24 protein-coding genes are annotated in these 23256 nt (G+C 58.8%); 21 read left to right on the forward strand and 3 right to left on the reverse strand.

Translation table 11 applies throughout. From position 1 onward, the window contains the following. Window positions 1-117: 117 nt before the first annotated feature. From uvrD to KUL77_RS05755, 21 genes are read left to right on the forward strand one after another with little or no spacing between them, the layout of a single operon-like run. Window positions 118-2304, forward strand: coding sequence for a DNA helicase II (gene uvrD / locus KUL77_RS05655; protein WP_297144325.1), 2187 nt, complete (start codon window positions 118-120; stop codon window positions 2302-2304). Then, a complete protein-coding gene (gene galE, locus KUL77_RS05660; protein WP_297144326.1) occupies window positions 2301-3305 on the forward strand; it encodes a UDP-glucose 4-epimerase GalE in 1005 nt (334 codons plus the stop codon). The genes uvrD and galE overlap by 4 nt, the downstream gene beginning before the upstream one ends. A 13-nt stretch (window positions 3306-3318) precedes the next feature. Continuing rightward, a complete protein-coding gene (locus KUL77_RS05665) occupies window positions 3319-4056 on the forward strand; it encodes a beta-ketoacyl synthase chain length factor (RefSeq protein ID WP_297144327.1) in 738 nt (245 codons plus the stop codon). After that, window positions 4053-4853 carry a lysophospholipid acyltransferase family protein gene (locus KUL77_RS05670; protein WP_297144328.1) on the forward strand — a complete coding sequence of 267 codons (801 nt, stop codon included), beginning with the start codon at window positions 4053-4055 and terminating at the stop codon, window positions 4851-4853. The genes KUL77_RS05665 and KUL77_RS05670 overlap by 4 nt, the downstream gene beginning before the upstream one ends. Beyond that, window positions 4840-5097 carry a phosphopantetheine-binding protein gene (locus tag KUL77_RS05675; protein WP_343231537.1) on the forward strand — a complete coding sequence of 86 codons (258 nt, stop codon included), beginning with the start codon at window positions 4840-4842 and terminating at the stop codon, window positions 5095-5097. The genes KUL77_RS05670 and KUL77_RS05675 overlap by 14 nt, the downstream gene beginning before the upstream one ends. An 11-nt stretch (window positions 5098-5108) precedes the next feature. Continuing rightward, on the forward strand, window positions 5109-5360 hold the full coding sequence (locus KUL77_RS05680) for an acyl carrier protein (RefSeq protein ID WP_297144329.1): 252 nt from the start codon (window positions 5109-5111) through the stop codon (window positions 5358-5360). A 9-nt stretch (window positions 5361-5369) separates the two neighbouring features. Next, a complete protein-coding gene (locus KUL77_RS05685) occupies window positions 5370-5921 on the forward strand; it encodes a hypothetical protein (RefSeq protein ID WP_297144330.1) in 552 nt (183 codons plus the stop codon). Beyond that, on the forward strand, window positions 5914-7605 hold the full coding sequence (locus KUL77_RS05690; RefSeq protein WP_297144331.1) for an AMP-binding protein: 1692 nt from the start codon (window positions 5914-5916) through the stop codon (window positions 7603-7605). The genes KUL77_RS05685 and KUL77_RS05690 overlap by 8 nt, the downstream gene beginning before the upstream one ends. After that, complete coding sequence (locus KUL77_RS05695) at window positions 7602-8360, forward strand: glycosyltransferase family 2 protein (protein WP_297144332.1); 759 nt, start codon at window positions 7602-7604, stop codon at window positions 8358-8360. Before KUL77_RS05690 ends, KUL77_RS05695 begins: the two co-directional genes overlap by 4 nt. Continuing rightward, complete coding sequence (locus KUL77_RS05700) at window positions 8357-9304, forward strand: acyltransferase (RefSeq protein ID WP_297144333.1); 948 nt, start codon at window positions 8357-8359, stop codon at window positions 9302-9304. Before KUL77_RS05695 ends, KUL77_RS05700 begins: the two co-directional genes overlap by 4 nt. Further along, complete coding sequence (locus tag KUL77_RS05705) at window positions 9291-10832, forward strand: aromatic amino acid ammonia-lyase (protein WP_343231539.1); 1542 nt, start codon at window positions 9291-9293, stop codon at window positions 10830-10832. The genes KUL77_RS05700 and KUL77_RS05705 overlap by 14 nt, the downstream gene beginning before the upstream one ends. Further along, the gene (locus KUL77_RS05710) at window positions 10822-11253 is read left to right on the forward strand and encodes an acyl-CoA thioesterase (RefSeq protein ID WP_297144337.1); all 432 of its coding nucleotides are present in this window, start codon (window positions 10822-10824) and stop codon (window positions 11251-11253) included. The genes KUL77_RS05705 and KUL77_RS05710 overlap by 11 nt, the downstream gene beginning before the upstream one ends. After that, entirely contained in the window at window positions 11250-11879 is a 630-nt protein-coding gene (locus tag KUL77_RS05715; RefSeq protein WP_297144338.1) for an outer membrane lipoprotein carrier protein LolA, read from the forward strand. The genes KUL77_RS05710 and KUL77_RS05715 overlap by 4 nt, the downstream gene beginning before the upstream one ends. Continuing rightward, the gene (locus KUL77_RS05720) at window positions 11872-14220 is read left to right on the forward strand and encodes an MMPL family transporter (protein ID WP_297144340.1); all 2349 of its coding nucleotides are present in this window, start codon (window positions 11872-11874) and stop codon (window positions 14218-14220) included. The genes KUL77_RS05715 and KUL77_RS05720 overlap by 8 nt, the downstream gene beginning before the upstream one ends. Before the next feature lie 36 nt (window positions 14221-14256). Further along, window positions 14257-15345 carry a class I SAM-dependent methyltransferase gene (locus tag KUL77_RS05725; protein ID WP_297144342.1) on the forward strand — a complete coding sequence of 363 codons (1089 nt, stop codon included), beginning with the start codon at window positions 14257-14259 and terminating at the stop codon, window positions 15343-15345. Window positions 15346-15347: 2 nt separating this feature from the next. After that, a complete protein-coding gene (locus tag KUL77_RS05730; protein ID WP_297144343.1) occupies window positions 15348-15896 on the forward strand; it encodes a DUF3261 domain-containing protein in 549 nt (182 codons plus the stop codon). Beyond that, on the forward strand, window positions 15893-17083 hold the full coding sequence (locus KUL77_RS05735; RefSeq protein WP_297144344.1) for a beta-ketoacyl-ACP synthase: 1191 nt from the start codon (window positions 15893-15895) through the stop codon (window positions 17081-17083). The genes KUL77_RS05730 and KUL77_RS05735 overlap by 4 nt, the downstream gene beginning before the upstream one ends. Continuing rightward, window positions 17080-17544, forward strand: coding sequence for a hypothetical protein (locus tag KUL77_RS05740; RefSeq protein WP_297144346.1), 465 nt, complete (start codon window positions 17080-17082; stop codon window positions 17542-17544). The genes KUL77_RS05735 and KUL77_RS05740 overlap by 4 nt, the downstream gene beginning before the upstream one ends. Before the next feature lie 23 nt (window positions 17545-17567). Further along, entirely contained in the window at window positions 17568-18290 is a 723-nt protein-coding gene (gene fabG / locus KUL77_RS05745; protein WP_297144362.1) for a 3-oxoacyl-ACP reductase FabG, read from the forward strand. Further along, complete coding sequence (locus KUL77_RS05750) at window positions 18290-19525, forward strand: beta-ketoacyl-ACP synthase (protein ID WP_297144348.1); 1236 nt, start codon at window positions 18290-18292, stop codon at window positions 19523-19525. The genes fabG and KUL77_RS05750 overlap by 1 nt, the downstream gene beginning before the upstream one ends. 37 nt (window positions 19526-19562) lie before the next feature. Next, window positions 19563-20000 (forward strand): excinuclease ATPase subunit, encoded by a 438-nt coding sequence (locus KUL77_RS05755; RefSeq protein WP_297144349.1) that lies wholly within the window; start codon window positions 19563-19565, stop codon window positions 19998-20000. A gap of 7 nt (window positions 20001-20007) precedes the next feature. Here KUL77_RS05755 and KUL77_RS05760 read toward each other — a convergent pair whose 3' ends face one another. The 3 genes from KUL77_RS05760 to KUL77_RS05770 form a co-directional block, all read right to left on the reverse strand. Next, window positions 20008-21384 (reverse strand): phospholipase D-like domain-containing protein, encoded by a 1377-nt coding sequence (locus KUL77_RS05760; protein WP_297144350.1) that lies wholly within the window; start codon window positions 21382-21384, stop codon window positions 20008-20010. A 16-nt stretch (window positions 21385-21400) separates the two neighbouring features. Beyond that, window positions 21401-21682, reverse strand: coding sequence for a DUF2782 domain-containing protein (locus KUL77_RS05765; protein WP_297144351.1), 282 nt, complete (start codon window positions 21680-21682; stop codon window positions 21401-21403). A 40-nt stretch (window positions 21683-21722) separates the two neighbouring features. Continuing rightward, the coding region (locus KUL77_RS05770; protein ID WP_297144352.1) for an ABC transporter ATP-binding protein at window positions 21723-23256 on the reverse strand (1534 nt) is incomplete at its 5' end.

Consider the following 23256-nt stretch of genomic DNA (forward strand, 5'->3'; position numbering starts at 1 on the left):
GATGCGCGAATGCTCGTTGTACCGAGTGGGTGACAACGTTGTCAATAGGCTGCAAACGTAATCATCATGGAATGATGTTGAAACCCGCAGCTGCGGCAGTCCCGGTAAAATGCCCAGATGGATGTTTCTCACCTTATCGACGGCCTGAATGCCGCGCAGCGCGAAGCGGTTACCGCAGAACCCGGCCATTACTTGGTGCTCGCCGGGGCGGGGTCTGGAAAAACGCGTGTACTCACGCATCGTATTGCTTGGCTGCATGAAGTGTTCGGCGTGCCGCTGCACGGTATTTTGGCGGTGACCTTCACCAATAAAGCTGCTGGTGAAATGCGTGGGCGTATTGCCTTGCAGTTGGGCGGCGCACCGCGTGGCGCGTGGATTGGCACCTTTCACGGCATTGCCCACCGCCTGCTACGCCTGCACTGGCAAGAAGCCAAATTGCCGGAAGGGTTTCAGGTACTTGATAGCGATGACCAACTGCGCCTGGTAAAGCGTGTGGTGCAGCAGTTAGAGCTTGACGATAGCCAGTTCCCGCCGCGCCAGATTCTTTGGTGGATCAACGCGCAAAAAGACGAGGGGCGCCGCCCGCAACATATCCAGCCCGCACCGCACGACCCATGGGGCGATGTGCTGCTGCGTGCCTATATCGCCTATCAAGAGCGCTGCGAGCGTGCGGGCTTGGTCGATTTTGCTGAGTTACTGCTGCGCGCACACGAGTTGCTGCGCGACAACCCGGCGCTGCTATCGCACTACCGGCATCGTTTTGGGCAAATTCTGGTGGATGAGTTTCAAGACACCAACGCCATTCAATACGGTTTCATTCGCTTGCTGGCGGGCGATAGTGGGCAAGTATTTGTGGTGGGTGATGACGATCAAGCCATCTACGGCTGGCGCGGCGCTAAGGTGGAAAACGTACAACGCTTTCTGCGCGATTTTGCAGGTGCAAAAACCATTCGTTTGGAGCAGAACTACCGTTCCACCAGCACCATTTTGAATGCGGCCAATGCGGTGATCGCCAATAATGAAGATCGGTTAGGCAAGAAGTTGTGGACCGACGCTGGCGAAGGCGAGCAAATTGATCTGTACGCGGCCTATAGCGAGATGGACGAAGCCGCATACGTGGTGGACCGTATCGCGCAATGGGTGCGCGAAGGCGGCAGCCGCAGCGATGCGGCGATTCTGTATCGCAGTAATGCACAGTCGCGCGCGTTCGAAGAAGAGCTACTCAAGCGACAGATGCCATACCGTGTGTATGGCGGTATGCGCTTTTTCGAGCGCGCTGAAATCAAAGATACGCTGGCCTATTTGCGCCTAATGGCGAACCGTGACGACGACGCTGCGTTTGAGCGTGCGGTGAATACGCCCACGCGCGGCATCGGTGAGCGCACGCTGGACGAAGTGCGCCGTACCGCACGCGAACATGCAGAATCACTATGGCGCGCCGCACAGCGCTTGCGTGAAATGTCCACGCTCAGCGCGCGTGCGCGCAACGCATTGGGCGGTTTTGCACAGCTAATCGACGGACTAATGGAAGAAGTCAGCGAGCTTCCATTGGCGGAGAAAATCGACCACGCGTTGGCTCGCTCTGGGCTGCGTCTGCACTACGAAAAAGAATCGCAGGGACAGCTGGATTCGCGCACCGATAACCTTGATGAACTGGTATCGGTGGCTAGCCGTTTTGTGCGTGGCGACGAAGAAGATGCAGCGGCCATGCCCGAGCTGGTGGCATTTCTTGCCTATGCCGCGTTGGAGGCGGGCGAGGGGCAAGCGCAGGCCGATGAAGACAGCGTGCAACTGATGACTTTGCACAGCGCGAAAGGGCTGGAGTTTCCGCTGGTCTTTATGGTGGGTCTGGAGGAAGGCTTATTCCCCAGCAACCGTGCCAACGAAGAGCCAGGGCGCATGGCCGAAGAGCGTCGCCTAGCCTACGTGGGCATTACTCGTGCGCGGCAGAACCTAGTGCTGTGTCACGCCGAATCGCGGCGCATTTACGGCAGCGATGTGTACGGCTTGCCGTCGCGGTTTTTGCGCGAGATTCCAAGTGCACTGCTGCGCGATATTCGCCCGAAGCCGCAGCCAAGTTTCAGCGCGCGTGGGTTCTCCGCTGCACCTTCGCGCAGCGCAGGACACGCATCTCTTGAAACGCCGCCGATCAAACTTGGGGCGAATGTGCGCCACGCAAAGTTTGGCGCAGGTGTTGTCACCGACGTTGAAGGAAGTGGTGCCCACGCCCGCGTGCAGGTGAACTTTGATGATGTCGGCAGCAAATGGCTGGTGCTGGCGTATGCGAATTTGGAGCTGGTATGAGGGTGCTTGTCACCGGTGGTGCGGGCTATGTCGGCGCGCATGCCAGCGTGGCATTGCAGCAGGCTGGGCATGAAGTTGTTGTACTTGATAATTTGAGCCGAGGTTGTCGCGCAACACTGGATGGTATTGCTGCTATCAGCGGTCAGCAGCCACTCTTTGTGCAGGGTGATCTGCGTGACGGTGCGCTGCTGCGGCGGTTGCTGCGAGAGCAGGCGATCGAGGCGGTGTTGCATTTCGCTGCGTTAAAGGATGTGTCTGAGTCCTGCCAGCAGCCGCTACACTATTACGACAACAACGTCGGCGGCACGCTTAGCCTACTTCAGGCAATGATGAGTGAAGGGGTGACGCGAATTGTATTCAGTTCGTCAGCGGCAGTTTACGGCCATGCTACTGCCGTACCTACGCCGGAGTCTGCCCCCTTTCTTGCTACGCATCCTTATGGCCACAGCAAGCAAGTCTGCGAGCAAATGCTATTGGATGCGGCTGTTACAGGAGGCCTGCAGGCAGCAGTCTTGCGCTACTTCAATCCGGTTGGTGCACACCCATCGGCAATGATTGGAGATATGGCGGCGGCGTCTAATTTGCTACCGCAGATCGCACGAGTGGCTGCTGGCCTGCAGCCGTATTTGCAGGTGCACGGGCAAGACTACCCAACGCCCGACGGTACAGGTGTGCGCGATTATGTGCATGTACTCGATATCGCGGATGCGCATGTGCAGGCGCTACTGCAATTGGTTCGATGCGCAGGTAGTTTTACCTTGAACCTTGGTCGCGGCGCAGGCCTTAGTGTGCTGCAGCTGGTGACGGCGTTCGAGCGCGCTAGTGGGCGTGCTGTACCGCTACGATTTGTGCCTCGGCGAGCGGGTGATGTTGCAATCAGCTGCGCTGATCCGGCGAATGCGGAAGTACTGCTGGGCTGGCGCGCCATGTTGGGGCCGCAGCGTATGTGTGAGGACGCTTGGCGCTGGCAGCAGCATAGGCCCGTGCGCGTGGTCAATTAGGGCGATAGTGGAAATGATCAATTTCAGTGTAGTGGATTGGGCTGCATGGGCGCCCGGATTGGAAACGCGTGAGGCGTGGTTGGCATGGGCGCAAGCTGCGGGTGAGCAGGCTCCGCAGGGCGCGCAAGCACCTTCTTTGTTGGAGGTGCCAGCCATGCAGCGACGGCGTATTGATCGACTGGGGCGGATGGCGATACAAGCGGCGTGGTGGTGCGCGAGGGCTGATGCTGACGGCGTGCCGTTGGTATTTGCCTCGCGGCACGGTGATGTCGTGCGTTCGTTGAGCCTGCTGGATCAACTGGCAACAGGTGAACCAATGTCGCCAACTCAGTTTGGACTGTCGGTGCATAACGCGACTGCAGCACTGTATTCGATTCTGCGCGGTGAGCGCGGCAATTACCTCGCACTGGCGGCTGGGCGTGCTACAGCGGAGGCGGCGCTGATTGAGGCTGCAGGGTTGCTCGCCGATGGTGCACCAGAAGTGCAGCTGGTGGTTTTTGATGCGCCGCTGCCAGAAGCTTATGCCGATTACATTGATGAGGCGGAGGCTAGTTATGCTTGGAGCTGGCGAGTGCAGGCTGCTGCCAAGGAGGGAGCGCTAGCGCTGCACTGGCAGGCGGATGCGAGTATGGCGAAAGCCTCTTCGCTTCCTAGTGGGCTGGCACCGATGCGTTTCCTGCTATCTGGCATGGCACTGCATGAAAACTGTGTCGATGGCTTGCGCTGGCGATGGTCGCGTCGCGCCATATGAGTGGGGTCGCTGCTTCTGGCCTGTGGGTGTACTGCAGTCGCTTTTGGCGGGTGCTGGCGACTGGGCTCAGCTTTTTGGCTTTTGGGATAGGGGGCGTCTTGCTCGGCGTGCTGGCCTTTCCCTTGATTGACCTCTTTGTCCTCGACCGCATCGTGCGTAGGCGTTGGTCGCGACGCTTGGTGCAGATCAGCTTTGCCTTCCATTTTGAGTTGATGCGCAGGCTTGGTGTGCTGACCTATGAAGTGCGGGGGCGCGAGCGGCTGGCGCGTAACGGGCTGCTGATTCTTGCCAATCATCCCACCTTAATTGACGTTGTGCTGCTGGTTTCGCTGCTGCCCAATGCCGACTGCGTGGTCAAGTCTTCCTTGGCGCGCAACCTATTTACTCGCGGGCCGGTGCGTGCGGCTGGATATGTTTGCAATGACGATAGCGTTGGATTGATCGACGACTGCATTGCTGCAGTGCGCCGCGGGGGGAATCTGGTGATTTTTCCAGAAGGCACTCGAAGTTCGCGGCAAGGGCCTTTGCGCTTACAGCGCGGGGCGGCCAATATCGCGATTCGCGGGCGTTTGGATATTACCCCAATCCGATTAAGTTGCTCGCCAATGACATTAGGAAAAGGAGAGCAGTGGTACAATGTCCCGCTGAGGCGGTTTCACATAATCGCCGAGGTTGGCCACGATATTGCAGTTGCACCGTATCTCGACGATGCGCGTGGCGAGGCGATGGCAGCACGGCGGCTAACCGAAGATTTAGCCAATTACTTTCGTGATGGGACATTGCGTGCAAGCTCTTGAGTCTGAAATTAAACAACTAATTATTTCCGCGCTGTCACTGGAAGGTGTTTCGGAAAACGATATTGATGCCAGCGCGCCGCTCTTCGGAGAAGGTCTAGGCTTGGACTCAATCGATGCGTTGGAATTGGGGTTGGCGCTGCAGAAGCGCTATGGCCTGACCTTGGCCGCCGATTCGCAGGAAACGCGCCAGCACTTTTCCAGCGTCGGTGCACTGGCCAAGCTGGTGGCGGCGCAGCAGGCTTAAGGAGCACGGACATGACCAAAGACGAACTGTTCGAGCGGATCAAGAGCATCCTGCAAAACACCTTTGAAATTGACCCGGCGCGTGTGACCAAAGACGCGCAGCTGTATGCCGATTTGGATATCGATAGCATCGACGCGGTGGATCTGATTGTTCAGCTCAAACCCCTCCTTGGTGGCAAGCTGCAGCCTGAGGCTTTCAAATCGGTACGCACGGTGCAGGATGTCGTTGACGTGCTGCACGGGCTCATTCGCGAAGCGGCTTAAATTACCGGCGTGAACGCGATCATGGGCAAGCTGCTGTTGGTCGCGCTGTCGTTGAGCTATCCGCTGTTGGTCTATTTCAGTCTTGGTCGTTTTGAACCGCGCTGGCTGTCGCTACTCCTGTTTGCACTGGCGCTGCTGCGCGCGCTGGGTACGGGTGAGCGGCACTGGCGCTGGGTCGCAACAATCACCGGCGCGCTCGCATGTTGGGCGCTGCTGGGTAATGCAGCGCTGCCACTCAAGCTGTATCCCGTGTTGGTGAATATCGGCCTGCTGCTGTTGTTTGGTCTTAGTCTGCGTTTTGGCCCGCCACTTGTTGAGCGTTTGGCTCGACTGCGCGAGCCTGAGTTGCCACAAGAGGCCGTTGCCTATACCCGCCGCGTCACCCAAGTGTGGTGTGGTTTTTTTGTATTGAATGGTGGTATTGCCTTGGTTACCGCACTGTGGGCCAGTGAGCAAGTATGGGCGTTGTATAACGGCCTAATTGCCTATGCTTTGATCGGCGCACTGTTTGCTGGCGAGTGGCTGTTGCGGCAGCGGCTGCGGGCGCGTCTGCATGGCTGAGTGGCTTGCATTGGCCGAGGCCGCCATGCGCCCATTGCCGGGGCGTGCCTTTGCTCTGCGCAACAATATGGCGTTAGATCACGCAGAGTTTCGCGTTGCGGCGGCGGGCTGGAAGCAGGCATTTGCGGCCCAACCTGGAACGCGCTGGGCGCTATATTTTGATGACACTGCGGCGTTCATTTCAGCGCTGTATGGTGCTTGGCATGCTGGCAAGACCGTGGTGCTGTGTGCCGATACGTTGCCAGTCACGCTAGCGCAATTGAGCGACCAGGTAGATGGTTTGGCTGGCGATCTGCCGGAAGGCTACACGACATTGCAACCAATGGCGGTGCGCGACGATGGCAGCACTTGGTCTGCGCTCGACGCACAGACAACACGTTTGCAGGTCTATACCTCCGGTTCCACAGGAGCGGCACAGGCAATCGATAAGTCACTGACGCAGCTGGCTGCCGAAGTCGAGTCGCTGCAATCGGTGTTTGGTGCGCAGGCTGCGGACGCAGTGGTGCAAGGGACGGTATCACATCAACATATTTATGGCTTGCTGTTCCGCGCACTTTGGCCCTTGGCCGCGGCACGTGTGATTGCGCCGCGTCTGTTCTTTCATGAAGAAATTGCTGCGGCGTTGGCGCAGCGGCCAGCACTTCTGGTCACCAGCCCAGCCCATCTCAAACGGTTGCCTGAAGGTGTGGACTGGGCGCAGGCGCGATCACAGTTGCGTGTGCTGTTTAGTTCTGGTGGAGCGCTGCCGGAAGACGCCGCGCGTGCCGCACAGATGCGCTTGGGGCAGGTGCCGATCGAGATTTTTGGTAGCAGCGAAACCGGCGGTATCGCTTGGCGACAAGGTGCAGCTGCGGCTTGGCGGGCATTGCCCGGTGTACATTGGAGAATCGCTGAGGGGCAGCTAGAAGTCTGCTCGCCACATCTACCCAATGCTGACTGGTGGCGCAGTGCTGATCGGGTGGCGGCTACGCTGGATGGTGGATTTAATTTGCTTGGTCGCAGCGATCGTATCGTTAAGGTGGAAGAACGGCGCGTATCGCTTACTGCACTGGAACAGGCGCTCTGCGCCTTGACTGAGGTTGCTGAGGCGCGGGTACTTTTGCTAGATGGGCATCGCGCTGAGCTGGCTGCGGTGATTGTGCCAAGCGTTGCAGGTAAAGAACGCTTGGCGGAGCAGGGTGCGCTGGCCTTCGGCCAGCAGCTGCGTCGCATGCTTGCAGAAGTGCAAGATGCTGTGGCGCGACCGCGCCGCTGGCGCTTTGTTGATGCGCTGCCGATGAATGCTCAAGGCAAAACCACGGATGCTGCGCTGCGTGCGCTGTTTCTGCCGTTGCAACCACAGGTGACATGGATGCAGCGGGAGGCACAACAGGTGCAGCTACAGCTGTCTATTGATCCAGCGCTGGCGGTTTTTGATGGCCACTTCCCGGGTATGCCGATTCTGCCCGGTGTGGCGCAGTTGGATTGGGCAGTTCAATTTGGTCGCGAGGCCTTCGCTATTGATGCGCACGTCCTGCGCGTGGATGCACTGAAGTTCCAGCGCATCGTGCGGCCGGGGATGCAGCTTGCGTTGGTATTGGAATGGCTGCCTGATCTTGCCGCACTGGTGTTTCGTTACACCTCCGAACAGGGGGCGCATTCCAGTGGTCGTGTTTTGTTTGCGCTTGAAAAGGGAGGCGCATGAGTACTGTGCAACCAGCCGCTGCGGCGTTTCGACCACTGGTGGTGATCCCGGTATTTGATCACGAAGAAGCTATTGGAGCGATGGTCGATGGCGTGCGTGCTGTTGGCCAAGACTGTTTGCTGGTTGATGATGGCTCACGGCCGTCTTGTGCGGCAGTGCTCGATGCACTTGCCCGTCGCGATGGCGTGCAGCTGTTGCGGCTCCCGACCAATCAGGGGAAGGGCGGTGCGATGCTGGCAGGCTTTCGTGAAGCTGCGCGACTAGGGGCGAGTCATGTATTGCAAATTGATGCTGATGGCCAGCATGAAACTGCCGATATTCCGCGCTTTCTCGCCGCGGCCTCCGCCGAACCAGCGGCAGTGATCCTTGGTGCGCCACGCTATGACGAGAGTGTGCCAAAAGCGCGGCTGTACGGCCGTTATCTCACCCATGTCTGGATTTGGATCAACACCTTGTCGTTGGATATCCGTGATTCGATGTGCGGTTTTCGCGTCTATCCACTAGGGGCGGTGTTACCACTGATCGACGCTGAGGCAGTTGGCCTACGCATGGATTTTGATCCTGAAATTCTTGTACGCCTGCACTGGTGTGGGGTGCCAATGCGCAATTTGGAAACGCCGGTGCACTACCCCAGTGATGGTGTTTCGCATTTCGACGTCTGGCGTGACAATGTTCGCATCAGCCGTTTGCATGCGCGGCTGTTTTTCGGGATGCTGCGCCGCCTACCGCGACTACTGTTGCGCAAGCTGCAATGAGGGGAGAGACACCCGCGCGACATTGGGCCAGCATCGGTGAAACGACCTTCGTCACCGGGATTCAACTACTGTGCGCGATTGAACGCTGGCTGGGGCGCTGGCCGTTTCGTCTGTGCTTAGCGCCGGTAGTGCTTGCACACTGGTTGCTCGATGGCCGTGCGCGGCGTGCCTCGCAGGAGTATCTACAACAGTTGCAGCAAGCGCACGCGGTGTTCACCCATGCACCGGGTGCTTGGCGGAGTTTGCGCCATTTCGCCTGCTTTGCTGAAACTCTGCTGGACAAGCTGCTGGCAAGCCGCGGGCGCTTCCCGCCGGTGCAGGTTGAAGGGGTGGCGGTAATGCGCACACAGATGGTGCGTGGCCAAGGGGGGGTGATTGTCACCGCACATCTGGGCTGCTTAGAGCTTTGTCAGGCACTGGCCGACCGAGTGCCGGAACTGCGCGTCACCGCACTAGTGCATACCGCCCATGCCGAAGACTTTAATCGCTTGCTGGCACGGCTAAACCCAAATGGTCGGGTGCGCCTACTGCAGGTGACGGCACTGGATGCGGCAATGGCGGTGCGGCTGGGCGAGCGGGTGGCGGCCGGGGAATTCATCGCGATCGCTGGTGATCGGGTGCCGCTGCATGGTGGTCGTTGCGTATGGGCACCTTTTCTTGGGCGCCTTGCACCGTTTCCAATTGGGCCGTATGTACTGGCTGCGGCGCTGGGTTGCCCTTTATTCGCAATGGCCTGTATTCATGGCGGCGCTGGATATCGGTTGAGCTTTGAATGTTTTAGCGAGCGCGTGTTACTGCCGCGTGCTACACGCGAGACGGCGCTGACCGAGCAAGCCAAGCACTATGCCAACTGGCTGGAAACACAGCTGTGCTATGCGCCGTTGGACTGGTTCAACTTCTTTCCGTTTTGGGATCAATACAACGATGTCGATGCTGTCCACTGAGATACCTGCCTTGACCTTTGGTGACGTGCCGCTGCGCATTGAAGACGTGGTAGCGATTGCCAAACGCCACTGCCGCGGGGTGCTGTCACCAGCGCCGGAATTTCGCACCCGGATCACACGCGGTGCCGACTTCTTAGACCGCCTTCTGCGTGAGGATGGCGTGGTCTATGGGGTGACCACCGGCTATGGTGACTCCTGCACGGTAGAAATTCCCGCGGATCTGCTGACGGAGCTTCCCCACCACCTATTTACTTACCATGGCTGTGGTCTTGGCCGCTTCCTTGATGCAGAAGAAACCCGTGCAGTATTGGCAGCGCGGCTGGCTTCGTTGAGCGTGGGCATGTCTGGCGTCAGCTTTGCTCTTCTGCAAGGGCTGGAAGCACTGCTGGCGCACGATATCCTGCCGCTGATCCCGGCGGAAGGTTCGGTTGGTGCGAGTGGTGATCTCACTCCGCTGTCGTATGTAGCGGCGGTGTTATGCGGCAAGCGTGAGGTCATTCATCAGGGCGTGAAAAAATCGGCGGCCACGGCGCTGGCCGAGATTGGACGCGCGCCGCTACAGCTGCGGCCGAAGGAAGGCTTGGCGATCATGAATGGTACCGCGGTAATGACAGCCCTGGCCTGTCTCGCCTTCGATCGCGCCGACTATCTGTGCCGGTTGTCTACTCGATTAACTGCGCTCAACGTGGTCGCCATTGCAGGTAATCCGCATCATTTCGATGCCACCCTGTTTGCCGCCAAACCACACCCCGGCCAAACTCGGGTCGCCGCCCGCCTGCGCACGGACTTGGCCGGCTGCGCCGCTGGTGACAAACGCCTACAGGATCGCTATTCGCTGCGCTGCGCGCCGCATGTGATTGGCGTGCTGGAAGACGCGCTGCCGTTCTTTCGTCAGCTAATCGAAACCGAACTCAATAGCGCCAACGACAACCCGTTGGTGGACCCGGACGGCGAGCAGATCCTACACGGCGGCCACTTCTACGGCGGTCATATTGCACTAGCGATGGACACCTTGAAGAACGCGGTGGCCAACCTTGCTGATCTGCTCGATCGCCAGCTGGCGCTGCTAGTCGATGCCCGTTTCAATAACGGTCTGCCGTCCAACCTGTCTGGTGCAGTCGGGCCGCGCGCGGCGATCAATCACGGATTGAAGGCGCTGCAGATTAGTGTCTCGGCGTGGACCGCCGAAGCGCTGAAGCAAACGATGCCCGCCTCGGTGTTTAGTCGATCGACTGAATGCCATAACCAAGACAAAGTCAGTATGGGCACGATTGCCGCTCGTGACTGTCTGCGGGTAATCGAGCTCGCCGAGCAGGTGGCGGCGGCGATGTTGATCGCGGCACGGCAGGGCGTGGCCCTGCGCCAGCAGATTGCACCGCAGACGACGCTGGCACTGGCACCGTCAGCCATGCTGGAGGATCTAGCCGTGCAACTGCCGCTGCTGGCGGAAGACCGAGCGCTGGATGGCGAACTGCGGCAACTGATGGAAGCAATACGCGCGCAGCGTTGGAGCTTATATGTCGACTGATATCCCCGCACGTTTCACCATTGAAATAACGCTTGAACCTGCCTTTCATGACTGCGATCCAATGCAGGTTGTTTGGCATGGCAACTACTTCAAGTACCTAGAAATCGCTCGCTGTGCGCTGCTACGTCGTTTTGACTACGACTATCCGCAGATGCACGCCTCTGGCTTTATTTTTCCGATCGTTGATGCGCGGGTGAAGTACGTGCGGCCGTTGCATTTCGCCCAGCCGCTCAAGGTGCAGGCGCGGATTGTGGAATGGGAGAACCGGCTGAAGTTGGAGTATGAAATTCGCGATGCGCAATCTGGAGAAGTGTTGACCCGTGCGCACACCATCCAAGTGGCTGTGACGGTAGAGGGCGGGGAGATGCAATACGTCAGCCCTGACGTGCTGCTACAGAAACTCGGTGTGGTGGCGCTATGAGTCGGTTGCGCATCTTCGTTCTACTGCTTCTATTGCTGGTTGCTCTGCCTGCCTTCGCTGCCACGCCCACGCAGGACGTGCTGACACAGCTGCAAGCGCGAGTGGCGCAGCTACCGGTGCTGCGCGGTGAGTTTGAGCAGGAAAAGCAAGTGCAAGGCTTCAAAAATCCGCTGCGCTCGTCCGGAAACTTTCTGATTGCGCGCGATCGTGGGCTGCTGTGGCAAACGCGCAAGCCGTTTCCGTCTGAGTTGGTGTTCACCCGCGATCGCATCCTTCAGCGCGGCACCGATGGCACTATTCGGGTCGAGGCGGATGCCCGGCAGCAACCGGGGCTGCGTCAAGTCAATGCATTGATGTTTGCATTGATGCATGGAGACCTGCGCGCACTTGAAGGCCAATTTCAGCTGCAACCGCAGTTGTTAGCGGGTAATCGCTGGCAACTGCAGCTCACGCCGAAGGGCGCAGCGTTGGCCAGATTGTTCGTTCGCATCACCCTTGAAGGAGATCGCCATGTGCGCTCTGTGTTGATCGAAGAGCGTGGCGGAGACCGCAGTCAACTGCGATTTTCCGCGATGAGTGAAACTCCGGCTACGCTCACCGCTGACGAGGCGCGCCGCTTTGACTGAGCCGGTAGCATCGCGAGGTTGGCGCTGGTTGGCTTGGCTCTGGCTGCTATTGGTGCTGGCCGTGGGCGTGCACCAGCTGCAGTTTTGGAGTCGCGCGCAGATTGAGAGTGATGTACTGGCGCTACTGCCAGAGGATGAACAGGACCCGCTACTGGCACAGGCCACGCGGCGAATTGCTGATGCCGGTGCGCGGCAGATGGTGGTATTACTGGGTGCAACGGATGCTGCGCAGGCCCAGGCAGCAGCGACAGCGTATCGCAAAGCGCTGCAACGACAGGCTCCGCTTCCATTTACCGAAAGCACAGCATTGGCTGGATGGTTTGATGCAACGCAGGCGTTTTATCATCCTTATCGCGATCGCCTGCTGACTGATGCACTGCGTCAGCAGCTACAAACTACACCACCGGAGACGCTGGCCGAGCAGGCGTTGGCCGCGTTATATGGGCCATTGGGTGCGCCGCGATTGAGTGAGTGGCGAGCCGATCCGCTCAATCTATGGCTGGTGTGGTGGCAAGCGCGCGCCGGGAGTGCTGGTTTACAGTTTGATGCATCGGGGCTGCTGCACGCCGAAGGTCGTGTGTGGGCGGTATTACAGTTTGAAACTCGAAACTCGGCGTTCCGTCTTGATGGCGAACAGGTAATGGTGCATGCGTTGGATGCGGCTGCAGCCGATGCACGTCAGGCTGCACCTGATTTACGCGAACTACGCACCGGCGTGCCGCTGTATGCCGAGGCTGCGGCAGTACAGGCTAATCGCGAAATCAATGTGATTGGCTGGGGCTCACTGGCGGCAGTATTGCTGCTGGTTTGGCTGGCCTTTCGCTCGCTGCAGCCAATTTTACTGGTGGCATTGTCACTGCTGATCGGGGTGGCGGTGGCACTGTCGATAACCGCGTTGATTTTTGGCAAAGTACATCTACTGACCCTGATCTTCGGCGCCAGTTTGGTGGGCGTGGCCGAGGACTACGGCATCCATTGGTTCGCCTCACGTCAAGCGCATCCGCAGCAACCGCGGTTCCAACTGTTGCGCAGCCTGCTGCCGGGCATGGCATTGGCGCTGCTGACGAGTGCACTGGCCTATCTTGCACTGGGCGCGACGCCGTTTCCGGGGCTGCGGCAGATGGCCGTGTTCTCGGTGGTTGGTCTGCTGGCGGCGTTCGCCACTGTGGTTTGCTGGTTCCCATGGCTGGCGCGGCAGGCTCCTAGGCCAACCGCATTAGCCGGGCAGTTGGCAGGGGTGCTGGCCCACTGGCCGCAGGTGCGCGCCAGTGGCCGCTGGTGGCTGGTGGCTGCGCTGACGACGCTGTTTGCGCTAGGTGGGTTGTGGCAGCTACACAGCGATGATGATTTGCGCAGCCTGCAATCGCTGCCAGCACCGCTGCTAGCGCAGCAAGCCGAGATCGGTCGATTGCTGGGCCTGCCTAGTCCGGCACAGTTTTATTTGTTGCGCGCGGCCGATGCAGATACCTTGTTACAGCGAGAACAACAGCTGACCCGGCGGCTAGCACCGCTGGTAGCCAGCGGCATCATTGGTGGCTATCGTGCGATTAGCGATTGGGTGCCACCACTGACGCAGCAGCAAGCCGATGTGGCGCTATTGGCACAGGTGGAAACGCGGCTGCTGGCGCAGGTGTCTGCGGCCACCGGAGAAACTCTGGTGAGGCCAGCCTCCTCCGAACAGCCGCTAACACTCGATGCTTGGTTGGCGTCACCAGCCTCCGCCCCGCTACGCCAGCTGTGGCTAGGTCAGATCGGTGACGGGGTGGGGAGTGTGGTGCTGGTCGATGCGCGCGGCGGCGATGCTCTACTGGCACAGCTGGCGGAGCAGGCGCAGGGGTTGCCAGGAGTGCGTTGGGTCAATCGCACTGGCGAGTATTCCAACCTGCTCGGGCATTACCGACGAATGATGAGCAAACTACTCGCGCTGGGTATGCTGTTGGTGCTGGCGGCGCTGTTTCTGCGCTACCGCCGTGACGCTTGGCGCACCCTGCTGCCAACGGTGCTGGCGGTGCTACTGACCTTGGCAACATTGGGTTGGCTGGGGCAGCCACTACAACTATTCAATGTGCTGGCCCTGCTGCTTCTGGTCGGGCTGGGCGAAGACTACGGCATCTTTTTGCGTGAACACGCCGGTGATCCTTCGGCTTGGCTTGCGGTATGTGTCGGCGCGGCTAGCACTTGGCTGTCGTTCGGCCTGCTGGCGTTATCAGCAACCCCGGCGCTGCGTGCCTTTGGGCTGACGCTATTGATCGGTATCGGGCTGGTCTGGTTGTTGTCGCCGCTGTTCTGCCGGCGCTCGCTTTCGGCATCGGTGGCGGCAACCGTGCCACCTGCGCTCTAAATTCTTATTTCCCCCCCTCAAAAACAAACCCTAATTATGGATATTCGCGAGCTGCAATTTTCTCAGGAGCAACACACTGCATTGGAAGCCAAGCAGGAAGCGCAGCGGATCGCATTCGCGCCGTTCGTGTTTCAGTCGTCCAAGGCGCTACGCGATCTTGGTATCTTGCGCGTAATCGAAGCCGCAGGTGAACAGGGTATTGACCTTGAGGCCATTGTTACCGAGCTGGGTCTGTCCAAATACGCCGTGCGGGTATTGGTGGAAGCCGGGCTCGGGATCGGTGCGCTGCTGTTGGTCGATGGTCGCTACTTGCTTGGCAAACTTGGCTGGTTTCTGCAAAACGATGCGATGACGCGGGTCAATATGAACTTCGTTCATGACGTTAATTACAAGGGGTTTTACCACCTGCAAGATAGTCTGCGTGAAGGCCGACCGGCTGGGCTGGTGGAACTAGCACCGGAAGCGAAAACAATCTATGAGGTGCTAGCAACATTGCCTGAGGGTGTGCGCAAGAGCTGGTTGGAGTTTGACCACTTCTATTCCGACAACTCATTTGGCATTGTTTTGCCGCTGATTTTTGACCAACCGGTAGCGCGGATACTGGATGTTGGTGCCAATACCGGCAAATGGGCGATTGCTTGCGGCAAATATGATGCGCAAGTACAAGTGACCCTGTGCGACCTACCGGGGCAGCTGACACTGGCACGCGAGAATGTCGCCGCACAGGGGCTATTGGCGCGGGTGGTGGAATACCCGATCGATATCCTGCACCCGGAAACGGTATTGCCAAGTGGACATGACGTGATCTGGATGAGTCAGTTTCTTGACTGCTTTTCCGAGGACGAGATCGTGATGATCCTGAAGAAGGCGGCAGCGGTGATGACCGCCGACACCCGCCTGTTCATCATGGAAACGTACTGGGATCGCCAGCGCTTCGAGAACGCCGCGTTCTGCCTGCAGCAAACATCGCTGTATTTCACCTGTCTCGCCAATGGCAATAGCCAGATGTACCACTCGCAGGTGATGCATGACTGTATCCGTAAGGCTGGACTAACTGTGGTGGCTGAGGTCGATGGCGTTGGTATCAGCCACACCATCAGTACGGTTATGAAGAGCGCTGCATAAGTATGCTAGGTCGCCTGTTTGCCATTATCGCCTGTCTACTGCTGGTGGCCTGCACCACGCCTGCGCCGCGATCAAGTGTGACTCTGCCGCTGCTGCAGTTAGCACCGGCAGCGCTGGGCACTACGCTGTCCACGCAACAGCAACTACGATTCCGCTACGGCAGCCACGAGCGCACGCTGGATGCGCTGCTGGAAGTCGATGGCAAGGAAGTGCGGCTATTGGTGCAGGCACTGGGACAGACCGGCGTGCGGCTGCAGTGGGATGGTTTGCAATTGCACGAGCAAAGGGCGGCTTGGCTGCCGCCAAGTGTACGCGGCGCACGGGTGCTGGACGACCTGCAGTTTGCACTGTGGCCGGAGGACGTCGTTCGCCGGGTATTGCCTTCCGGCTGGACGTTGCAGGACGATGGTGTAACGCGCAGCTTGCAACAGGCCGGTACGGTTTGGTTGGAGTTGAAGCGACAGGGCGATGGCCGACTGCAGTTGGAAAATAGAGCAGAAGGCTATCAGTTGGAGATCCTGTCGAGCGATAACGGCGGAGAAACACCATGAACGATGCGGTCTATCTCAATGCGCTGGGTATCGTGTGCGCATTGGGCGCACAGAAGGCCGTGGTAGCAGAGGCACTGTTTTCTACAGATGCACCGCAAGGAGTGAAGGATAGTGCGTATTACACGCTAGGTCGGCTGCTGGCACTGGGTGCGGTGACGGCCGAACTGCCAGCGTTGGACGATCTTCCGCAGCCACTGCGCAGCCGCAACAACGCTTTGTTGCGCAGCGCCTGTACGCAACTTCGTGACGAGATCGCGGCTGCGATTGCCGAATTCGGTGCCGATCGTGTGGCGGTTATTATCGGCACCAGTACCTCGGGGATTGCCGAAGCTGAGCACGCGATGCCGGTGCGACTGGCGCAGGGGCAGTGGCCATCGACGTTTCACTACGGGCAGCAGGAAATTGGCGCACCGTCGCGTTTTGTGGCCCATGAGACGGGGGCTCGCGGCCCAGCGTGGACACTGTCCACGGCTTGTTCATCCAGTGCAAAAGCACTGGCTTCGGCGGCGCGGCTGCTGCGTGCCGGGGTCGTCGATGCGGTGATTGCAGGAGGCAGTGACTCACTCTGCGCTTTTACCATTGGTGGTTTCAGTGCGTTGGAGGCGGTTGCCAGTGAGCGCTGCAACCCGTTTTCACGTAATCGCAATGGGATCAATATCGGTGAAGGGGCGGCGCTGTTTTTGCTCACGCGCAAGCCAGGTCCAGTGAGACTAGCTGGCTGGGGTGAGAGCAGCGATGCGCACCATATATCGGCACCGGAACCGCAGGGTATGGGTGCGATTGCAGCGATCAAAATGGCCCTGAAGCGGGGCGAGATTACCGCTGCAGAAATTGATTACATCAACCTGCACGGTACTGCGACGCTGCAGAATGACGCGATGGAAAGTCGTGCGCTGGCCGCTGTGTTTACTGCGCCGGTGGCGGCCAGTTCAACCAAGCCCTTGACGGGGCATACGCTGGGTGCGGCTGGGGCGATCGAAGCCGGGCTGTGCTGGCTGAGTTTGACGCACAACCCAGAAAATCGCCTGCCGCCACATTGGTGGGATGGCGAAGCAGACCCAGAATTGCCAGCACTTGATCTTGTTGCACCGGGGCGACGTGCGCCGCGGCCGTTGCGCTATGTACTCAGCACCTCGTTCGCCTTCGGCGGCAGTAATGCCGCACTGCTGCTGGAGGCGGTGGCATGAGCACGTTTCCAGAAATTATAAATATCGAAAGCGTGTTGCCGCACCGCGGCCGCATGCGACTAGTGGAGCAGGTGCTGACCTACGACGCCGATAGTGTGGCGGTGGCACTACAGGTGCCAGCCGACGGCCTGTTCCACAAGGGGAATGGGGTTCCTGCCTATGTGGGTATTGAATACATGGCGCAGGCCGTGGCCTGCTGGGCCGGTGCGATGGCGCGCTTGCAGGGGCGGCCACAGCCGTTGGGCTTCCTACTTGGTAGCCGTCGCTATCAAGCCGAGGTGCCAATGTTTGCCTGTGGCAGTCATCTGCGGATAGAAGCGAGACGCGAACTCATGGGCGATAATGGTCTAGGCGTGTTTGCCTGTCGCATCCTTGATGAGCAAGGACAGCTATTGGCGAGCGCTAATGTGTCGGTGTTTGAACCCCCGGATGCGGCGGCGTATTTGGAGCAAGAAGCGTGAACAGGGAGCGTGGTGTGGAACGTATGGATACAGTATTGGTGACCGGCGCTAGTCGCGGTATTGGCCGTGCGATTGCGCTGCGCGCCGCGCGTGATGGCTATAACGTGGTGGTGCATTGCCGCAGCCGGATTGAAGAAGCAGAGGCTGTTGCCACACAAGTACGCGCATTAGGCCGACAGGCGCGGATGCTGGTATTTGACGTGGCCAACCGTGCAGCTGCAGCGCAGGTGCTGTCTGCTGATGTCGAGGCAAATGGTGCCTATTACGGTGTGGTGTGCAATGCAGGCATTGCCTGCGATACAGCCTTTCCTGCAATGACCGGAGAGGAATGGGATCGTGTACTGCATACCAACCTTGATGGCTTCTACAACGTGCTGCAGCCCTTGGTCATGCCCATGGTGCGGCGGCGTAAGCCCGGCCGCATTATTACACTGGCGTCTGTGTCGGGGCTGGTGGGTAACCGAGGGCAAACCAATTACAGCGCAGCCAAGGCCGGGATTATCGGTGCCACTAAAGCATTGGCGCTGGAATTAGCGAGCCGCAATATCACCGTTAATTGTGTAGCCCCTGGGCTGATTGATACCGAAATGCTCAATGAAGAAGTTATTCAGCACGCGTTGCCGCTAATTCCAGCAAAACGCCTTGGGAACCCTGATGAAGTGGCTGCGGCGGTCGCCTTCCTGCTCTCGGAAGATGCTGGGTACATCACGCGCCAAGTACTTTCGGTCAATGGGGGGATGGTGTAATGGCGGCTCGACGCGTTGTGATTACTGGGGCGGCTGGGATCAGCCCACTGGGTAACGATTGGCCCAGTATCGAGGCGCACCTGCGCACCTGTCGTAATGCGGTGCAGCGGATCGACGCTTGGGACATCTACCAGGGCCTGAATACCAAGCTGGCGGCGCCAGCGGTCGCGTTTGAACTGCCCGCACACTACAACCGCAAAACCACCCGCAGTATGGGCCGGGTGGCGCTAATGGCGGTACGTGCCAGCGAGCTTGCATTGCAGAATGCAGGGCTGCTGGGTGATCCATTGTTGAGTAGTGGTAAGGTCGGCGTGTCCTGTGGGTCTTCCGCTGGAACACATTCGGCGATGGGCGACTTTGGGCGGATGCTCAACGAGCACACCACCGAAGGAATTAACGCCACAACTTATATCAAGATGATGAGCCATACCGCGCCGGTGAATGTCGGTGTGTTCTTTGGCTTGACGGGGCGCGTGATTACCACATCCAGCGCCTGCACCTCTGGCAGCATGGGTATTGGCAGTGCCTATGAAGTGGTCCGTGATGGCAAGCAGGTCGCAATGCTTGCGGGCGGTGCCGAGCAGTTGGATGCTACGGCTTCGGCGGTGTTCGACACCCTGTTCGCCACGAGCGTACGTAACGACGAGCCGCATCTAAGCCCACGCCCGTTTGATGCCAATAGGGATGGACTGGTGCTGGGTGAAGGGGCGGGCATGCTCGTGCTGGAAGAGTTGGAGCACGCACGCGCACGCGGCGCGAACATCCTTGCCGAAATTATTGGATTTGGCACGAATAGTGATGGTGCACACGTAACCCAGCCCAGCGCCAGCACTATGGCAGTTGCGATGCAGTTGGCATTGGATGATGCGGGCCTGCCTCCGGAGGCGATCGGCTATGTCAATGCGCATGGCACTGCCACCGACCATGGCGATATTGCCGAGTCCAACGCCACGCAATCGGTATTTGGTACACAAATGCCATTTTCTTCGCTGAAGAGTTATATGGGCCACACCCTAGGTGCCTGTGGTGCGCTAGAGGCGTGGATGAGTGTGGAGATGATGCGTAGTGGCTGGTTTGCGCCAACCCTTAACCTCGATAACGTCGATCCGCGCTGCGGTGCGCTGGACTACATCACTGGCCGCGGCCGCGAACTGCAGGTCGAGCATGTGATGAGCAACAACTTCGCCTTCGGCGGGATCAATACTTCGTTGATCTTCCGGCGTTGGCAAAACTAATCACTAACGATTCAACCCCTACTAAGGAGTAATAGCGATGAAGCAAATTATGGCTGCGGCCCTCGTCACCCTGTTGGCCGCCGCACCTGCCGCGCAAGCCCGCGAAACACGTGTGGAGCTGCCGTTGCAGGAGTTGGTGAACTCACCAGAAGCCAAAGCAGCTGGTATTGATGGTAGCGTCAAGTTCTACCTCGCTGGGCAAAAAGTGGCAGTTGCCAGCCGGATGGGCGAGGGTGTCAGCAATCGCAAGACTAATGCTGCGAACAAGTCCGATGAGGAAGCTTGTCGCTGGGTTGCACTCACCGTGTTGAAGACATTCCAAGAAAGTGCCAAGCAGCGCGGCGCCAATGCAGTGGTGGATATTGTCAGTTACTACAAAAAGCGTGAATTTAGCAGTGCAACCAATTATGAGTGCTATGCCGGGTCGTTTGTTGCAGGGATGGCACTAAAAGGCACCTACGCCAAAGTAAAATAAGTTTTACCTACAACTGAAACCCCACTGCCCGCACGATGCCTTCGCCAACATCGCGTGGCCAGCTGGGGGGGCGGGCGCTGTAATCACTGGCGTGCTGGCATTGCTGCTCAAACCATGCAGTGAACGCACCGATTTGTACAATGTCGAAAAACAGCGTGTTGAGTTCGTAATTCAAAAACAGGCTGCGGCCATCGAGGTTGATCGAGCCGCAGCTAGCGAATGCTTGATCGACCACAACGAGCTTGGCGTGCAGCATCGAAGGCAATAGGTAGATGTTGGCCTTTGCCTCGGCAAGTTCGCGTAGGCTGCGTTCGCGCGCGATATCGGCCATGCGGTGGTTGGACTGTGCGGGCAGCAGCAGGCGTACATGCACACCGCGCCGCGCGGCAGAGAGCAGGGCTTGCTGCAGGGCATCGTCTGGGACGAAGTAAGGCGTGGCAAGCCAAACGCGCACATCAGCGCGGTGGATGGCATTGATATACAGCGCATGCGCGGTGTCGTCGCGGCGGTCAGGGCCGCTGGGTAGTAGTTGCGCGTGCGGGCCTGCTGCGTGGCTTGCGCTTGTCGTGAGTGCGGCAGGAAAGGGCTCTCCCCCAGCAATCGCCCAATCGCGCGCAAAACCTGCAAGTGCATCCTGCACGATATCGCCTTCAAGAATAAAACTGAGGTCTTGCCAAGCAGCGTTATGCACATCGCCGGTGAAATACTCGCTGGCAAAATTGCGCCCGCCGCTCCACATCCGTTGCTCATCCACAATCACCAGTTTGCGGTGATTGCGTAGGTTGCCGCGGCCAAATTGCGGGTGCAGGTGTAGCCGAATGGGAGAGAACCAGCGCAATTCCACGCCTGCAGCACGCAGCGCACGCGCGGTTCGGCGGTGGCCAATAAACGCACCAAGCCCATCCAACAATAAGCGCACCTGCGCGCCGCGCTGCACGGCGCGAGCTAGAGCATCAATAATGGCCTGGCCGGTGCTGTCTTCGCGAAAAATAAAAATCTCGACAGCAATACTGCTCTGCGCGCCGTCGAGCAGCGAAAGCAATTCGTCTAAGGCCTGTTGGCCTTCGCTATTCAAACGAAAGCGGCTGCACGGGCGCGGTGGTGGAAGATCGAGGCCGCGGGTGAGCGTTGGGCCGTCGCTATTTGATGCGTTGCGTGCAAGATGCCGATGCGAAAGCTTGCGCGTACCAAGCAAGAGATAAACCGGAAGTGCCAAATACGGAAACGCGATCAATGCGATCACCCACGCCAACGCCGCTGCAGGTGGGCGACGCTGGCGGCCGGAGTGGGTAAGTGCAATATAGGTAAGCAGCCCCAAAGTCACCGTTGCCGCATGCAGAAGCGAAAGAAGATGCAGCGCGGTAGGGTGAAAGAAGGGCTGCATCACTGTGCTCTCAGACTTACCAACTAAATAGCTTGTAATACGTTAGTGGCCCGCCGTTGCTGTCTTGTGCGTCGATCTTGCCGTCGCCGTTGCGGTCATAGATGTAGTACGCCACGCCAACCTTGGGTGTGACTTTCACCATGCTCAAGCGATCGCCGTTGCGGTATTCGGTAATCACATCACCATTGGCTTCGGTGCGCGTGGCTTGCACGGTATTTTTAGCCAGCAGTTCCTCGGGCGGCACTGTTGCGCAGGCGGCTAGAGCAAGCAAGGCGGAGAGTAAGAAAACGATACGCATGAGGTTAGGCTCGCTGAAAGTATGTGAAGTATGCGCGAAATTACGGTTGCAAGAACCCGCCAGATTGACGCTGCCACAGCTGCGCGTACAGGCCGCCTTGGGCGAGCAGTTGGTCGTGCGTGCCTTGTTCAACAATGTGCCCTTGATCCATCACGATCAATCGATCCATCGCCGCGATGGTGGAAAGCCGGTGCGCAATCGCGATTACGGTTTTGCCTTGCATAAGTCGATAGAGGTTCTCTTGAATCACGGCCTCTACCTCCGAATCGAGTGCGGAAGTGGCTTCGTCTAAGACAAGAATGGGGGCATTTTTGAGTAACACCCGTGCAATCGCGATGCGCTGGCGCTGCCCGCCGGAGAGCTTCACTCCGCGTTCGCCCACCTGTGCATCAAACCCGCTTCCACCTTTGCCATCGGCCAGTGAAGGAATAAATCCATCTGCATTGGCCTGCCGCGCTGCGTCCTGCATCTCGGCTTCGCTAGCATCGGGGCGTCCGTAGAGAATGTTTTCGCGCACCGTGCGATGCAGCAGCGAGGTGTCTTGCGTCACCACGCCAATCTGCGCGCGTAGGCTGTCTTGCTGCACGCTGGCGATATCCACGCCGTCGATGCGGATCTGCCCGCCTTCTACATCATGAAAACGCAGCAATAGATTCACCAGTGTCGATTTGCCCGCGCCGCTGCGCCCCACCACGCCAATTTTTTCGCCGGGACGAATCTGCAGATTGAAGTGCTCCATCACCCCGCTGCCTTTGCCGTAATGAAAGCGCACGTTATCGAAGCAAATCTCACCGCGTACCTTTGGCAGCGGTGGTGCACCCGGCGCATCATCCACCGTGGGCGGAAGCGCGATTGAACTGATGCCGTCGTGCACCGTGCCGATGTTTTCAAACAGTGCTGACAGCTCCCACATGATCCAATGCGACATGCCAAGAAAGCGCAGTGCCAGTGCCAAGGCCACTGCTACCGCACCTGCAGACGCGTGACCATGCAACCACAGCCAAATACCCAGCGCGCCGGAGACAAACAGCAGCAGCATATTGAGCGAATACAAAATGCTGTAGGCCACAGTGGCAAGGCGCATCTGGTCATACACCGGGTGCAAAAAGCGCTCCATTGCATCGCGCGCATACGCTTGCTCGCGCTGCGAATGCGAGAACAGTTTGACCGTAGCGATATTGGTATAGCTGTCCACAATCCGTCCGGTCATCACCGAGCGCGCATCGGCTTGGATCTGTGAAACCTTACCCATGCGCGGCACAAACCAGCGCATCAACAGCGCATAGCCCAGCAGCCAGCCCAGAAATGGCAGCATCAGGCGAATATCGGCGCTGGCCGCTACCAACAGCGTGCCGCCGAAATACACCAGCACATAGTTGCCAATATCAAACAGTTTGACCACGGTCTCGCGCACGGCCAGCGAGGTTTGCATCAGCTTGGTGGCGATGCGCCCGGCGAACTCGTCCTGGAAGTAGCCCATCGACTGGCGCAGCAGGTAGCGGTGCACGTTCCAGCGGATGCGCATCGGGAAGTTGCCGAGCAGCACCTGGAACTGCACCAGCGAGTCGAGCAGC

Origin of the sequence: Thermomonas sp., from assembly GCF_019104945.1 — a bacterium.
GTDB lineage: Bacteria > Pseudomonadota > Gammaproteobacteria > Xanthomonadales > Xanthomonadaceae > Thermomonas.